Origin of the sequence: Streptomyces sp. NBC_01381 (genome assembly GCF_026340305.1) — a bacterium.
In the GTDB taxonomy this organism is placed as follows: domain Bacteria; phylum Actinomycetota; class Actinomycetes; order Streptomycetales; family Streptomycetaceae; genus Streptomyces.
Window position 1 is genome coordinate 4,208,723 of record NZ_JAPEPI010000001.1, and the last position, 14,406, is coordinate 4,223,128.

The 14,406-nt window shown below is 72.9% G+C and carries 13 protein-coding genes and 1 pseudogene; 8 read left to right on the plus strand and 6 right to left on the minus strand.

Features of this window, described 5'->3' with window-relative positions:
• Window positions 1–170 precede the first annotated feature (170 nt).
• Both OG453_RS19670 and OG453_RS19675 read left to right on the plus strand, forming a co-directional pair.
• A complete protein-coding gene (locus OG453_RS19670; protein ID WP_266869936.1) occupies window positions 171–1,019 on the plus strand; it encodes an ABC transporter ATP-binding protein in 849 nt (282 codons plus the stop codon).
• Window positions 1,020–1,033: 14 nt separating this feature from the next.
• Window positions 1,034–1,906, plus strand: coding sequence for an ABC transporter permease (locus OG453_RS19675; RefSeq protein WP_266869937.1), 873 nt, complete (start codon window positions 1,034–1,036; stop codon window positions 1,904–1,906).
• A gap of 321 nt (window positions 1,907–2,227) precedes the next feature.
• On the opposite strand, the gene OG453_RS19680 is transcribed toward OG453_RS19675, so the two are convergent.
• Window positions 2,228–4,255, minus strand: a complete 2,028-nt coding sequence (locus OG453_RS19680) for a BTAD domain-containing putative transcriptional regulator (protein WP_266869251.1) — start codon at window positions 4,253–4,255, stop codon at window positions 2,228–2,230.
• A gap of 225 nt (window positions 4,256–4,480) precedes the next feature.
• On the opposite strand from OG453_RS19680, the gene OG453_RS19685 reads away from it, so the two are divergent.
• Window positions 4,481–5,068: a hypothetical protein gene (locus OG453_RS19685; RefSeq protein WP_266869252.1), complete on the plus strand. Its 588-nt coding sequence runs from the start codon at window positions 4,481–4,483 to the stop codon at window positions 5,066–5,068.
• Window positions 5,069–5,128: 60 nt separating this feature from the next.
• Here OG453_RS19685 and OG453_RS19690 read toward each other — a convergent pair whose 3' ends face one another.
• A complete protein-coding gene (locus OG453_RS19690; protein WP_266869253.1) occupies window positions 5,129–5,536 on the minus strand; it encodes a CoA-binding protein in 408 nt (135 codons plus the stop codon).
• Between the two features lie 45 nt (window positions 5,537–5,581).
• Window positions 5,582–6,157 (minus strand): TerD family protein, encoded by a 576-nt coding sequence (locus tag OG453_RS19695; protein WP_266869254.1) that lies wholly within the window; start codon window positions 6,155–6,157, stop codon window positions 5,582–5,584.
• A gap of 210 nt (window positions 6,158–6,367) precedes the next feature.
• On the opposite strand from OG453_RS19695, the pseudogene OG453_RS19700 reads away from it, so the two are divergent.
• Window positions 6,368–6,751 (plus strand): annotated as a pseudogene (locus OG453_RS19700) (BlaI/MecI/CopY family transcriptional regulator); the annotation flags it as partial.
• 708 nt (window positions 6,752–7,459) lie between these two features.
• Window positions 7,460–8,440 carry a M56 family metallopeptidase gene (locus tag OG453_RS19705; protein ID WP_266869255.1) on the plus strand — a complete coding sequence of 327 codons (981 nt, stop codon included), beginning with the start codon at window positions 7,460–7,462 and terminating at the stop codon, window positions 8,438–8,440.
• Between the two features lie 16 nt (window positions 8,441–8,456).
• Here the strand turns inward: OG453_RS19705 and OG453_RS19710 are convergent, their stop codons facing one another.
• Complete coding sequence (locus tag OG453_RS19710; RefSeq protein ID WP_266869256.1) at window positions 8,457–8,912, minus strand: tellurite resistance TerB family protein; 456 nt, start codon at window positions 8,910–8,912, stop codon at window positions 8,457–8,459.
• A 150-nt stretch (window positions 8,913–9,062) separates the two neighbouring features.
• On the opposite strand from OG453_RS19710, the gene OG453_RS19715 reads away from it, so the two are divergent.
• Complete coding sequence (locus OG453_RS19715) at window positions 9,063–9,743, plus strand: transcriptional regulator (RefSeq protein WP_266869258.1); 681 nt, start codon at window positions 9,063–9,065, stop codon at window positions 9,741–9,743.
• A gap of 26 nt (window positions 9,744–9,769) precedes the next feature.
• Here OG453_RS19715 and OG453_RS19720 read toward each other — a convergent pair whose 3' ends face one another.
• Window positions 9,770–10,414: a TetR/AcrR family transcriptional regulator gene (locus OG453_RS19720; RefSeq protein WP_266869259.1), complete on the minus strand. Its 645-nt coding sequence runs from the start codon at window positions 10,412–10,414 to the stop codon at window positions 9,770–9,772.
• A 126-nt stretch (window positions 10,415–10,540) separates the two neighbouring features.
• Between OG453_RS19720 and OG453_RS19725 the strand changes: the two genes are divergently transcribed.
• Together OG453_RS19725 and OG453_RS19730 are read left to right on the plus strand one after the other, a co-directional pair.
• On the plus strand, window positions 10,541–12,016 hold the full coding sequence (locus tag OG453_RS19725; RefSeq protein WP_266869260.1) for an APC family permease: 1,476 nt from the start codon (window positions 10,541–10,543) through the stop codon (window positions 12,014–12,016).
• A 126-nt stretch (window positions 12,017–12,142) separates the two neighbouring features.
• Window positions 12,143–13,711 carry an amidohydrolase gene (locus OG453_RS19730; RefSeq protein ID WP_266869261.1) on the plus strand — a complete coding sequence of 523 codons (1,569 nt, stop codon included), beginning with the start codon at window positions 12,143–12,145 and terminating at the stop codon, window positions 13,709–13,711.
• 4 nt (window positions 13,712–13,715) lie between these two features.
• On the opposite strand, the gene OG453_RS19735 is transcribed toward OG453_RS19730, so the two are convergent.
• A complete protein-coding gene (locus tag OG453_RS19735) occupies window positions 13,716–14,357 on the minus strand; it encodes a 4'-phosphopantetheinyl transferase (RefSeq protein WP_266869938.1) in 642 nt (213 codons plus the stop codon).
• Window positions 14,358–14,406 lie beyond the last annotated feature (49 nt).

Genomic DNA, 14,406 nt, shown 5'->3' on the forward strand with positions numbered 1-14,406 from the left:
CGAATGCCGTGAAATCCCTTGTTGGAGCAGCATACTTGGCGGATTTATCTTTGATGCCCCACTGAACGCAACGTAGCTTCGCGGCTGTATCAAGCGATCCGGCGAGGACTTGAGGAGCTGACGTGACGACGACCGGCGAGGACGTCGTGCTCGATGTCGAAGGGCTGCGCATGAGGTACGGCGCGACCGACGTCCTGCACGATGTGACGTTCCAGGCACACCACGGCGAGGTGGTGGCCCTGCTCGGGCCGAACGGTGCGGGCAAGAGCACCACCATCGAGATCCTGGAAGGGTTCCGCCTCCGCTCGCGGGGGCGGGTCGCGGTGCTCGGCACGGACCCGGCGGACGCCTCTGAGGCCTGGCGTGCCCGGATCGGTGTCGTGCTGCAGTCCTGGCGCGACCACGGCAAGTGGCGGGTGCGGGAGCTGCTCGCGCATCTGGGCACGTACCACGCCCCGTACTCCACCGACACGCGCCGGCGCCCGTGGGACACCGACGAGCTCGTGGCCGCGGTCGGGCTCACCGCCCACGCGGGCAAGAAGATCAAGACGCTGTCCGGCGGGCAGCGGCGCAGGCTCGACGTGGCGATCGGCATCGTGGGCCGCCCCGAACTGCTCTTCCTCGACGAGCCCACCGCGGGCTTCGACCCGCAGGCACGCCAGGAGTTCCACGCCCTCGTGCACAAGCTCGCCGACGACCACGAGACGACGGTCCTGCTCACCACGCACGACCTCGACGAGGCGGGGAAGCTGGCCGACCGCATCATGATCCTTTCCGGCGGGCGCATCGTCGCGGACGGTACGGCGGACGATCTCGCCCGGCGGATCGCCGGCGAGGACGAGGTGCGCTGGACGCACGACGGGCAGCGGTGCGCCACGTCCACGGCCGACTCCACGGCCTTCGTCCGCGGCCTCTTCGGGCGGTACGGCGAGGCGATCGGTGAACTGGAGGTCCGCAGGGCCTCGTTGGAGGACACCTACCTGGCACTGGTGCGCGAGGGCGAGGTGGCGGCCCGATGAGCGGCACGCACGCGATGGCGACGAAGGGGGCGGGCGCGACGGGTCCGGCGGCCGTGGCGCTGCGCGCCGGCTGGACCCGCGGCTTGATCGAACTGCGGCAGTCGTTCACCAACGGCGCCGACCTGCTGTCGCATCTGCTCTGGCCTGCGCTGATGCTGATCGTGCTGTTCTTCCTGCGGGACACGACGTTCGGTACGAGCGGACTCCTGCTCGGCACCCTCGCGCTGCCCAGCATCCTGGGGATGAACGCCGCGATGGGCATGGTCACGATGAGCCAGGTGCTCACCGTCGAACGCGAGGACGGCACGCTGCTGCGGGCCAAGGCGACGCCGAACGGGATGCGGGGCCACCTCATCGGGAAGGTGATCTCGGTGGCGGGCGGACTCCTGGCCGATCTCGCGATCCTGCTGATCCCGGGCGTCCTTCTCATCGACGGCCTCGCGGTGGGCGGCGCGGGCGCCTGGCTGACGCTGGCCTGGGTGCTCGTCATCGGCATGGTGGCGACCCTGCCGATCGGCGCCGTCCTCGGCTCGGTCTTCACCAGCGCGCGCAGCCAGGGTCTTGTCCAACTACCGGTCCTGGGCCTGATCGCGGTTTCCGGCATCTTCTACCCGGTGACCGCGATGCCGCAGTGGGTGGAGTGGCTCGCCCAGGCGTTCCCCATCTACTGGCTCGGCCTCGGCATGCGCTCCGCCCTGCTTCCGGACGGCGCGGCCGCCGTGGAGATCGGGGAGTCCTGGCGCCACTGGGAGACCGCGGGGGTCCTTGGCGTCTGGGCCGTGGCGGGGCTGCTCGTGGCACCGATCGTGCTGCGCCGCATGGCCCGCAGGGAGTCGGGCTCGAGCGTGGCCGAGCGGCGGGAGCGGGCGTTGCGGAGGGTGGGGTAGGCGCGGTTCGGGTGCGCCCCGAAGGGGCGCGGGGCTGCGACATGTGCGGCTCCGCCGCGAAGGGGGTCCCCCCTGTTCGAGCGAAGCCGAGAACTTGGGGGAGCGACCAGCCACGACACAGCCGCAGACGACGGACGGCACCCTTGCGGCACTTCCCGCGGAGTGCTTGGCGCAGCAACGGCAGTTCCCAGGCGGTCCGTTCGCGGGTGACGCGCGCCAGGCCCTCGCTGATCGGGCGACTGCGGGGCCGAGCGCCCGGCGCTCGCGGGCACCGCGGCCCGAGAGGGCTCGACGGCCGTCGGCTCCGGTGCCCGACGGCCGTCAGTCCCGCCGCCGCTCCGCCAGCTCGGCGCAAGCCGCACGCACCTCGTCCACGGCCTGCCGGTGCCCGCCCTCGTGGGCACAGCGCTCGGCCCGGTCGAGAAGCGAGCGGGCCGAGTCCGGATCGGTTGCCGCGCGGACGCGGGCCAGCGCCGTGAGCGCGAAGGCGAGCACCGTCCCGCCGAACGGCTCGGCGAGGCCGACGGCCGCGCCCGCCAACTGCTCGGCCTCGTCCGCCTCGCCGAGCAGCAGATGAAGCTCGGCGAGGTTGGCGCGCTCGAAGGCGGTGGCGGTGGGCCGCCCTGCCTGCTCGGCGAGCGTGAGCGCGCGCCGCCCGTGCTCCAGCGCCTTGCGGTGCCGCCCCGAGCGGCGGGCGTTCTCGCGCAGCACGGAGAGGACCGTCGCGAGCAGCGCCGGGTCACCGGACTCCTCGGCCGGCGCGAGAGCCCGCTCGGCGGGTGCGATCGCTTCCACATTGCGCCCCAACAGGCCGTGACAGGCCGCCTGTTGGGCGAGGGACCTGGCGAGGAGGGCGGCGTGTTCGGCCTGCCGGTCCGGACGCCGCTGCCCGGCGGCCGGCTCAAGGCGTCCGGCGGTCGCGGCGGCGGCCCCGGAGGGTGGGCTCGCCCACGGCGGCCCGGGTCGGGCGGGCGGCGCGTCCCGGCCGTCCGCTGCCTGGCGGTCCGGATGCCGCTGCCCGGCGGCCGGCTCCAGGCGTCCGGCGGTCGCGGCGGCGGCCCCGGAGGGTGGGCTCGCCCACGGCGGCCCGGGTCGGGCGGGCGGCGCGTCCCGGCCGTCCGCTGCCTGGCGGTCCGGACGCCGCTGCCCGGCGGCCGGCTCCAGGCGTCCAGCGGAGGGTGCGGTCGCCCACTGCGGCCCCGGCCGGGCAGGCAGCGCCTCCCGGCCGTCCGCGCGCAGCAGCTCCTCCGCGCCCCGCGCCGCCGCGAGCCCGGCCTCGTACTCCCCGTCGTTGAACAGGATCACCGACTCCGCCATGCGGTGCGCGGCGTGCACGTCCGGGGCGGCGTCCGGCCGCGGTGGATGGCCCGCGAGGGTGGCGCGCGCCTCGTCCGGAGTGGTGGCGCGGGACAGCACTTCCGCGAGCCGCGCGGCCGTCAACGTGCAGGCGTCGGGGCTGTGCTGGAGTTCGTACGACGCCAGCGCCTCGCGCAGTACGTGCACCGCGTCGGCGTAGCGGCCCGAGCGCTCCAGGGTGCGGGCCAGGGCCACCCGGACCCGCGCCGCGTCCGCCTCCGGCTCCGGCTCCGGCGGGTGGTCGAGCGCCGCGCGGTACAGCCGGGTCGTCTCCGGGGCGGGGCGTGCGCCCAGGTCGGCGAAGTCCATGGCCGCCGCGCACCGCTCGTACTGGCGGGCCGCCGCGCCCCGCATCCCTTGCCGCAGATACGCCCCGATCAGCACGCGGTGGGCCCGCTCGTCGGCGGGCGCGGACTCCAGGACGAGGCGTGCGACGGCCGCCGCCCGCTCCGCGTCGCCCGCGTCGAGCCGGGCCCGCGCGAGGGCGAGCGCCACCCGGACCCGCAGCTCGGCCAGGCGGGTGCGGTGCGGCTCGGCCCAGGGCGCGTAGCGGTCCTCGGGGAGCAGGTCTCCGGTGAACGCGTCCAGGGCGGCGGCCAGTTGGGCGGTGTCGCCGCCCGCGAGCGCACGCTCCGCCAGGGACCCCGCCCGGTCCGCGTCGACCACGACCCTGCCGGGCGCCAGGCGCAGCAGCGACCCGTCGGCCACCACGTAGGACGATGCGGCCCGTGGTGTCAGTTCGGGCTCCAGGGCGTGGCGCGCGGCGTGCAGAGCCACCCGCAGGTTCCGCTGTGCGGCGGGCAGTTCGGCATGCGGCCAGCACTCCGCCATGAGGTGCTCGCGGTGCAACTGGTGCCCCGGGGCGAGGGCGAGGAGTTTGACCAGGGTGCGGGCGCCCGGCCGCGGCCACCGCTCGGCGGGCGGCACCCCGGCGGGCCGTTCTGTGCGGAATCCGCCGAGCAGCCTGATGCGGAGTGTTGGAGGAGCGCCCATGGGAGCAGCACTGTAACCGCTTGCCCCCACCGGCCTGTTACCGGTGAATTACTGGCCGGATCTCGCCCCTCGTAGCGGCACGTCAGACGAGTGCCGCGTGCCTGATCGCGTCGACTTCACACCGGCGGAAGAGAGCCCCCGAGAACGCGTTGACCTGCGCAAAGGGCCTCCCGAAGATAGGTGCCGAGCACCGCCGCCATCCCCGTGTCCCCCTCTGGAGGAAGCGTGAAGCGTTCCCAAGCCCTCGCCGTGGGCGTCGCGTTGCTGCTCTCGGGCAGTGTCGTGGCGGCCAACGCCGCCGACAACCCGGCCGCCCCCGCGGCCGGTCACTCCGCCAAGCGCCCGTCGGCCGACGCCACTTGGTGCACCGAGCAGGGCGGCTCCCCGCAGGAGCAGGTCCCGTACTACACCAAGACCGGAACCCAGATCGTCCAGCTCGGCGGCGAACGCGAGATGTGCGTCTTCACCGGGAAGGACGGTACGAAGATCACGATCGGCGCCGACAGCCTGGCCGCCGACAAGCCGACCCTGGCCGCACTCGCCTACGTCCACAAGCCGGCCGACCCGGGCGGCCACCCCGGCAACCCGTCCATCGGCTACTGCGAGTCCATCAACGGCACCGCCATGTACGGCCCGAAAGCGACGGACGGTGGCGGCTGGGCCAAGAAGGGCGAGACCGACGCGGCCAAGGTCGTCTCCGCCTGCATGTTCGGCGACGGCTCGGTGATCGACGCCTGGGGCCTCAAGTACCACACGGGCGGCGTGATCCGCGGCGCGGACCTGACGAAGAAGTTCCGTGCGGACATCCCGTAGGGGACAGGCGAGCCTCCCGGGCGCCACCCGAAGCGGGGGTGCGGCCGGGAGGCCCGTGGCCTAGCGCAGCATGGGCAGTTCGATCGCAGGGCAGCGGTCCATGACCATCTCAAGGCCCGCCGCCCGCGTCCGTTCGTACGCGGACTCGTCGATGACGCCCAGCTGGAACCAGACCGCCCGCGCGCCGATCTCGACGGCCTCGTCGGCGGCCTTGCCGGCCAGCCCGCTGTTGAGGAACACGTCGACGACGTCGATCTCGAAGGGCACGGCGGAGAGGGACGGGTAGCCCTTCTCGCCGTGCACCGTCTCGGCCTTCGGGTGGACGGGGACGATGCGCTTGCCGTGCCGCTGCAGCACGCTCGCGACTCCGTACGCCGCTCGTTCCTGGTTCGAGGACAGGCCCACGACCGCCCAGGTGTCTCCGAGCTCCGTCAGTATCTTGCGCACTGTTGCCGGATCGCCGTACACGTCCTGCTCCTTCACCGATGGCCGGGTGACTACGGGATGCGTACGTCAGACATTGACGCCGAAGTCCGACGCGATGCCGCGCAGCCCACTGGCATAACCCTGGCCGACCGCGCGGAATTTCCACTCCGGGCCGTGGCGGTAGAGCTCGCCGAAGACCATGGCGGTCTCCGTGGACGCGTCCTCGGAGAGGTCGTAGCGGGCTATCTCCACGTTGTCCGCCTGGTTGACCACGCGGATGAACGCGTTGCGGACCTGGCCGAAGCTCTGGCCGCGGTTCTCGGCGTCGTGGATGGACACCGGGAAGACGATCTTCGTGATCGTTGCGGGGACCTGCGCGAGGTTCACCTTCACGGTCTCGTCGTCGCCCTCGCCCTCACCGGTGAGGTTGTCGCCGGTGTGCTCGACGGAACCGTCGGGGCTCGTGAGGTTGTTGTAGAAGATGAAGTGCTGGTCCGAGACGACCTTGCCCGACTCGTCGCAGAGCAGGGCGCTGGCATCCAGGTCGTAGTCCGTGCCGGTGGTCGTGCGGACGTCCCAGCCGAGACCGACCAGGACGGCGGTGAGGCCCGGCGCCTCCTTGCTGAGCGAGACGTTGCCGCCCTTGGCCAGGGAAACTCCCACGATGTCCTCCTGAGTCCTGAGGTGTAGTGCCGACCGGCCGTGGTCAGGGCCGGAAGGGTAAAATCTACAGCACTGTAGAAGCTCGCGGGGTGCCGCGTCCCGATACCGCGTCCCGATTCCGTGCCCCGTTACGATGTGGCGCTCCGTGAGGAGCCGTCAAGAGAACCGTCGGCCGAGCCGTCGGGAACCGGCGTCGAGGAGGAGACGAGCATGGCGCAGCATGAGCGCGGGGAGCGGCGACCGCGTCTTCGGCGGCGCGCGCAGGGCGAGTTGGAGGCGCAGGTGCTTGCCGCGCTGCACGGTGCGCAGGGCCCCGTGAGCGCGGCCTGGGTCCAGGAGCGGATCGGCGGCGACCTCGCGTACACCACGGTGATGACGATCCTGACCCGCCTCCTCGCCAAGAACGCGGTGACCCGCGAACGTGCGGGCCGCCACTTCACATGGACCTCGGCGGCCGACGAGGCGGGCCTGGCGGCGCTGCGAATGCGCAAGGTCCTCGACGGCGAACCCGACCGCGAGGCGGTACTCGCCAGCTTCGTCACCACGCTGTCGGCTGATGATGAGCAGGTGTTGCGGGGGTTGCTGGGGGCGGCGGGGGTTGTGGGGGTTGCGGGGGTGGATGTGGCTCGTGGTGCGGGGGTGGATGTGGCGCGTGCCGCGGGTGCGGAAGCGGGTCATGTCGCGGGAGCGGATGTGGCCGATGGTGCAGGCTCGGACGTGGCTCGTGCTGCGGGTGCGGGTGTGGCCCGTGTCGCGGGTGCGGGTGCGGGTGCGGCTGATGGCGCGGGCCCGGGTGCAGTCCGTGCCGCAGGGGCGGATGCGGCCCGTGCTGCTGGGTCGGGTGCGGCCCATGGCGCGGGTGCGGATGTGGCTGATGCCGTGGGCCCGGGTGCAGTCCGTGCCGCAGGGTCGGATGCGGTTCATGCTGCGGGGGCGGATGGAGCCCGTGCCGCGGGTGCGGCAGCGGGCCATGCCGCGGGGGCGGATGCGGAACATGCCCCGGGTGCGGATGTGGCTGATGGTGCGGGCCCGAATGCAGTCCATGCCGTAGGGCGGGATGCGGCCCAGGCCGCGGGCCTGGATGCGGCCCACGCCGCAGAGCCGGATGCAGTCCACGCCGCAGGACCGGATGCGGCCCACGCTGCGGGCCCGGATGCAGCTCACGCCGCAGGACCGGATGCAGCCCACGCTGCGGGCCCGGATGCAGCCCGCGCCGCAGAGCCGGATGCAGCCCATGCCGCCCGGCCGGGCGGCCCCGACGCCGCCGGGGCGGGCTCGGGTGGAGTGGAGGGCTGACCGGCGATGGGCGTCTTTGTATTTCTGCCGTTGGTGTTGCCCTTGAGCGCGTGGCCGATAGCGCGGCTTGCCGAGCAGCATCTGCATCCGCGCACCGCGACCCGGCTGCTCGGCGCCGTCGCCGGGGTGATGGCCGTGTGCAGCACGCTGTGCCTGGCCCTTCTGATGGTCGTGGGAACCGCCCAACTGCCGGGCAACCCGCTGCCGGACGGCTGGTCGGACCCCGAGGTGCGGGCGGCCGTGCCCTACGACGGGTTCGCGGGCAGGGTGGCGATTCCCGCGCTGATCGTGGTGTGCGTGGCCTGCTCGCGGGCGCTCCTGAGTCACTTCCGGGTCCGGCGGCGGAGTCTGCGGGCGCTTGGCGGGCTGCCGGACTCGCCGGTGGCCGTACTGAACGACGATGTCCCGTACGCCTATGCCCTGCCCGGCGGACTCCGGGGCGGGCGGCGCGGCCGGATCGTGGTCAGCACGGGGCTTCTTGCCGGACTTCAACCGCCGGAGCGGCGTGCCCTGTTCGCCCATGAACGGGCCCACCTCGCCGCCCGGCACCATCGTTTCCTGCTGGCCGCCCAACTCGCCGCGCGCGCCAACCCGTTCCTGCGCCCGCTGCGCACCTCCCTGGCCTTCACGACGGAGCGGTGGGCCGACGAGGACGCGGCCCGCGCCGTGCGGGACCGCAGAGTTGTCGCGCGCGCCATCGGCAAGGCGGCGCTGGCGTCCGGGGCGGGATCCGGGGCGGGCGCGACTCCGGCGCCGACGCTCGCGGGGCTCGCCGCGCCGGGACCCGTGCCGCGCCGGGTCGCCGCACTCCTCGCGCCCGCGCCCACCGCGCGGATCCGGCCCGCGATGTTCACGGGGGTCACCGGGTTCACCGGCGTGGGGCTCGCGCTCTCGTGCGCCGCCGCGGGGACCGTCGTGTCCGCGATGTCATCGGCGAACTCCGCCGTCACGATGGTCCTGATCCTCCGGGCGGCCACGCCACTGTGACCGGCAGCCGGGCCCGCTAGAGGTCGAACTCGTGCGGCGGCAGGTCGAGCGCGAAGCACGCCTCCCGCACGATGGCCTGCTCGGTCTTGTCGAAGTCGCCGTCGGCGCCGCCGATGACGATGCCGATCTGGATCACGGCACGGGCCTCGGCGGGCTTCTTCTTCGCCTTGGCCACCTCCTGCAACACACTGACCTTGCCGAACGCGAAGTCGGCCGTCAGCTTGGCGATGTTCTCGTCGAAGCGGCGCCGCAGATCGTCCGCGGCGAAGTTCTGCAGTACCTCGTTGGTGGCGATGAGCTGGGCCACCCGCTGCCGCTCGGACGGATCGATGGAACCGTCGGCGGCCGCGACCAGGGCGCACATCGCCATGCTGGAGTCACGGAAGGCGCCGCTCTTCAGGTCGTTCTTCTTCGCCATGAGCTGGGTCTGCATCGTCGATGCGGATTCCTTGACGCGGTCCCACAGGGCCATGAGAACTCCATACGTTGTCTTACGTTGGCATACGTGCCGAGGTCCCGGCCCGTTGTGTTGCCGGGGCCGGCGCCTCGCTTACTTCTACAGCAATGTAGAAACTAACAGAGGTGCCGAGAAGTTCCGCCGAACCCCCCAGGAGGCCGGACCATGACGCGGACAGCACAGGAACTGCTCGATGACGTACGGGCGGAGCTCGCACCGGACCCGTCGGCCAACCCGCTCGTGCCGAGGCTCGCCGACGGCACCGCCGACCCCTCCGTGATCACCGCTCTCGCTCTGGAGCAGCGCTCCGTGATCCCCGCCGACCGCCGCTCCTTCGCGCATCTGGCCGCACGCTCGGCCGCCTCGGGCGCACCCGGGTGCGCGGACTTCTTCCGCGGTCTCACCGAAGGCGAGACGCTCGCCTTCGACCGGCTCGGCGCGCTCGTCACGGCCTGCGGCGTGGACAAGGCCGCAGCGGAGGCCTATGAGCCGCGGGCCGGCTGTCAGGCCTATCCGGCGTACGTCGCCTGGCTCGCCCTCAACGGCGAACCCGTCGACGTGGTCCTGGCCCTCACCGCCAACTTCGCCGCCTGGGGCGGCTATTGCGCCACCCTCGCCCAGGCGCTGCCGGCCCACTACGGCTTCAGCGACGAGGCGTGCGCGTTCTTCGCCTTCTTCGCCGAGCCCGCGCCCGACCTCGAACGGCAGGCCCTCGCGGCGGTACAGGAGGGCCTCGACCGCGGCCCGGGGGTGACGGGTCAGGCCCTGCGCCACGGGAAGCTGCTCCAGCGCTACGAGGCGATGTTCTGGGAGACCCTCGCCGCCCCGACAGACGGCGCCCGCTGACCCCTGCCCCCCCCCGCGAACCTCCCCTACTCCCCGCGAACCTCCGCGAGTTGGGCCACGAGCCCCCGGATCAGCGCGTCGAGCCCCGACGCGAACGCCTCGTCGGCCCGCCCGGCCTTGCTGCCGCCGACGGCGCTCTCCAGCGCGGCGGCGAGGACGGGGACCCGGGGCGCGTGCCCGGCCGGGTCGATCATCAGCGGGGGTGCGACCAGGTCCAGGGCCGAACCGAGCAGGAACGACTCGACGCTGGTCAGCGTCGCGACGAGGCGCTCCTGCGGCCAGCCGCCGCGGGCAAGCGCGGTGACCACCGCCTCGTACATCGTCAGAGTGGCCGGTGAGCTGATGGTCGTCGTGGCGAGCAGGTCGATCGAGTTCGGATGGCGCGCGAACGCGTCGCGGTAGGAACGCGCCCAGGCCGCAAGGGCGTCGGGCCAGGGCAGCGTGTCGAAGGCGGAGACGTCCATCTCCTCGACGACCAGGCGGCGTACGCCCTCGATGACCTCGGCGCGGCCGTCCAGATGGTTGTAGAGCGAGGCGGTCTTCACGCCGAGCCGCGCGGCGAGCCGGGGCAGGCTGAACGCGTCGGCGCCCTCCGCGTCGATCAGGGCAAGGGCCTCCCGCGCGATGAGTTCCGCGCTGAGCACCGGTATGCGAGGTCGCCCTCTGCTCATGGTCTGGTGACTCCCGTCTGCGGATGAGGTCTTCACAGTGGCTCGTGTGCAGAGTACGGTCCTGCCCAGCCCCAACTAAAGGCTTTAGTTTACGTCTCTCCGGAACCTGAACTCGGGAGTACGCGCGTGACCGCACCCACCCCCAAGTCCACGGCGCCACCGTCTCCCGACCCCACCCCCAAGGGACTGAGCGGCGGCGCCGTCGGCACCGGTGACCTGGTCTTCTTCGTCGTGGCCGCCGCCGCGCCGCTGACCGTGATGGCAGGCGTGGCCCCGCTGGCGATCGCCATGGCCGGCGAGGCGGCGCCGCTCGGCTATCTGACATCGGGGCTGCTGCTCATCGTCTTCGCGGCCGGCTTCACCGCGATGAGCCGTTTCGTGCGCAACGCCGGTGCCTTCTACGCCTATATCGGCCGGGGGCTCGGCCGGCCCACGGGAGCCGGTTCGGCGTACGTCGCGCTCTTCTCGTACAACGCGATCGAGGCCGGACTGCTCGTCGCCTTCGGCTGGTTCACCGAGTCGGGGTTCGAGGACCTGACGGGTGTTCATGTCGCCTGGTGGATATGGGCGTTGGGAGGGCTCGTCGCCATCGGCGTGCTCGGATATCTGAAGGTGACGCTGAGCGCCAAGGTCCTCGGCGTGGCCCTCGTGCTCGAAGTCCTCGTGCTGCTGGTCTTCGAGGCGGGGGTGCTCGCGCACGGCGGCGGTCCGCGAGGTCTCGACCCCGGCACGCTCTCGCCCGAACAGCTGGGCGCAGCGGGCGTGGGCGGCATGTTCGTGCTCGCCATCGGCGCCTTCGTCGGATTCGAGGCGACGGCGATCTACGCGGAGGAAGCGCGGGAGCCGGAACGCACGGTGCCGCGCGCCACCTACATCGCTGTCGCGTTCCTCGCGCTCTTCTACACCTTCACCGTCTGGATGATCATCAACGCGTACGGCTCCGACCGGGCCCAGGCGGTCGCCGACGGCGAGGGCGGCGCCGACATGGTCTTCACGGCCACCGAGCGGTTCGCGGGAGCCTGGGCCGCCGACTCCATGCACGTACTGATCATCACCAGCGCCTTCGCGGCAACCCTCGCCTTCCACAACGGCGCCGCCCGCTACTTCTACGCCCTGGGCCGCGAAGGCCTGCTGCCGCGCCGCCTGGGCACCGTGTCCACGAAGACGCGCGCACCCGCCGCCGCGGTCGTGGTCCAGTCGGCCCTCGCGCTCGCCGTGGTCGTCGTGACCATGGTCAGCGGCGCCGATCCGTACACGGTCACGTTTCTGTGGAGCAACGGCTCCGGCATCCTCGGCGTGATGCTGCTGCAGGCGCTCGCCGCGCTCGCCGTGTACGGCTTCTTCCGCCGCGACCGCAGGGGCATGCCCGCCTGGCGGGTGATCGCCGCACCGCTCGTCGCGTGCGCGGGACTTGCCGTACTGATCGTGCTCGTGTGTGCCAACCTCGATCTCCTCACGGGGGCTTCGGGCGGCGTCAACGTGGCGCTGATCGCGCCGCTGCCCGCGCTGTTCGTGGCGGGCGCGGTGCTCGCGCTGCGCATCGGACGGCGCGATCCGCGGGCGTACGAACGCCTGACCACGGTGGACGCGGAGAACGTGTGACGGGGCAGGACAAGGACAAGCGTGTGATGGAGGAGAACAACCGCATGGTGAAGGCAGTGACGACGAGGGTCTTCCTCGGGGCGGTCCGCACGGGGAGCGAGACCTACGGGGACACCACGGCGCGCCGTGCGCGACGGCCGTGTCGTCGCGCTCGGGGGCGAGGCCCGCGCGCTGGCCGAAGTGGCCGACGAGGTCGTCGAGTTGGGGGACGGGCTGCTGCTTCCCGCCTTCGGGGACGGCCACGCGCACCCGCTCTTCGGCGGCCTGGAGAGCTTCGGGCCGCAGATCAAGGGCCTGACGTCGGTTGACGCGATCGTCGCGGAGGTCGGCCGGTGGGCCGCCGAACACCCGGATGCGGAGTGGATCGTCGGCGCGTCCTACGATCCGGCGCTCGCCCCCGACGGGGAGTTCGACGCCCGCTGGCTGGACGCCGCCGTGTCCGAACGGCCCGTCGTGCTGCGCGCCGACGACTACCACACGGTGTGGTGCAACACGGAGGCGCTGCGCAGGGCCGGGGTGCGCGACACGACCCCGGACCCCCGCCTGGGCTGGATCGTCCGGCGGCCCGACGGCTCCCCGCTGGGCACCCTGCGCGAGTGGCACGCCTGCGACCTGGTGCTCGACCAGGTGCCGTCACGTCACGAGGACGAACTGGTCGAAGCACTGCGCCGGGCGGGCAGCGCGTACGCGAGCGCGGGCATCACCTGGGTCCAGGACGCCTGGGTCGAACCGGACATGGTGGACGCCTATCTCGCCGCGGCCCGTCGCGGTGCGCTCGGCTTCCGCGCCGACCTGGCCCAGCGCGCGGACCCCGACCGGTGGCGGGAGCAGCGCAAGCCGTTCGACGCGGCACGCGCGCGGGTCGCGGCCGAAGGCGGCCCGCTGCTGTCCGCGCGGACGGTCAAGTTCTTCAGCGACGGGGTCGTCGAGGGCGGTACGGCCGCCATGCTCACCCCGTACCTGGACGCGCCGCACAGCTGCGGCATGCCCGTCTGGGAGCCGAAGCAACTCGCCGAAGCGGTACGGGAGTTCGACGCCGACGGCTTCCAGACGCACATCCACGCCATCGGGGACGCGGGTGTACGGGCCGCGCTCGACGCGGTGGAATCCGCGATCCGGGCCAACCCCGCCTGGGACCGCAGGCCCGTGATCACCCACGTCCAGGTCGTCGACCCGGCCGATCTGCCGCGGTTCGCCGCGCTCGGCGTGATCGCCAACTTCGAACCCCTGTGGGCGCAGCCCGACCCGCTGCAGACCGAGCTCTCGCTGCCCCGGATCGGCGTCGAGCGCTCCGATCTGCAGTACCCGATGGGGCAGTTGGCGCGCGACGGCGTGCGGCTGTCCTTCGGCAGCGACTGGCCCGTGAGTTCGCACGAGCCCCTGGAGGGCATCCAAGTCGCGGTCACCAGGCGGACGTTCGAGGGGGAGCCGCGGGAAGGCTGGACCCCGCACCAGCGGCTGACCGTCGAGCAGGCGCTCGCGGCGGCCACCAGCGGCGTCGCCCACCAGGCGGGCGCCGACGACCGGCTCGCCCTGGAGCCCGGCGCGCCCGCGGACCTGGTCCTGCTCTCCGCGGACCCGCGCACCGTCGACCCGATGGCGATCCGGCAGGTGCGGGTGCTCGGCACCTGGCTGGCGGGGACGGCCACCTACCGGGCGGGGGCCGGGGCGGCGACCCATCGGGCGCGGGCCTGAGTGGCTACGTACCGGGCGGGGGAGGAGTGACCGGCAGGACGATGGCGGTGACGGCGATCCCGTCGCGTATCAGCCAGCGCCCGGAGAAGCCGGTGACCTCCTCGCCCGCGACCGTCGGCCCCGGCACGAGGAGCGCCGCGGTGAACGTGCCGTCCGGTGCGAGCTCCACCCGGGCGTCCTCGAAGCCGAGCCAGCGCCCGGTGAGCGGGAACCACGTCTTGTAGACGGACTCCTTGGCGCTGAACACGAGCCGGTCCCAGGGCACGTCCGGATGCCGCGCGCCGAGACCCGCAAGGACCGCGCGCTCCGTCTCGTCGGTGACCAGCCCCAGCACATCGGGGTCGGGGAGCGGGGCGGCGGGCTCCGCGTCGATGCCGACCGATGTGACCTGCGCGGCGCGGGCCACCACGGCGGCGCGGTAGCCCGCGCAGTGCGTCATGCTGCCGACGATGCCGTCGGGCCAGCCGGGCGCACCCTTGGGTCCCGGCAGGATCGGCACGGGCGGCACCCCGAGGCCGGCGAGCGCCGTGCGGGCGCACTGCCGGACCGTGGCGAACTCGCGGCGCCGCTTCTCCACGGCCTTCGCCACGGCGTCCGCCTCCTCGGGGAAGAGGAACGGATCCGCGGGGTCTTCGCGGGTCTCCACGACGGTGACCGGCGCCGCCGCGAGCAGCGACTCCAACACGTCGATATCG

Coding starts and splice junctions, on each gene's coding strand:
- OG453_RS19670 (WP_266869936.1), top strand. CDS start 171: ATGAGGTACGGCGCGACCGACGTCCTGCACGATGTGACGTTCCAGGCA.
- OG453_RS19675 (WP_266869937.1), top strand. CDS start 1,034: ATGGCGACGAAGGGGGCGGGCGCGACGGGTCCGGCGGCCGTGGCGCTG.
- OG453_RS19680 (WP_266869251.1), bottom strand. CDS start 4,255: ATGGGCGCTCCTCCAACACTCCGCATCAGGCTGCTCGGCGGATTCCGC.
- OG453_RS19705 (WP_266869255.1), top strand. CDS start 7,460: ATGGGCGTCTTTGTATTTCTGCCGTTGGTGTTGCCCTTGAGCGCGTGG.
- OG453_RS19710 (WP_266869256.1), bottom strand. CDS start 8,912: ATGGCCCTGTGGGACCGCGTCAAGGAATCCGCATCGACGATGCAGACC.
- OG453_RS19715 (WP_266869258.1), top strand. CDS start 9,063: ATGACGCGGACAGCACAGGAACTGCTCGATGACGTACGGGCGGAGCTC.
- OG453_RS19720 (WP_266869259.1), bottom strand. CDS start 10,414: ATGAGCAGAGGGCGACCTCGCATACCGGTGCTCAGCGCGGAACTCATC.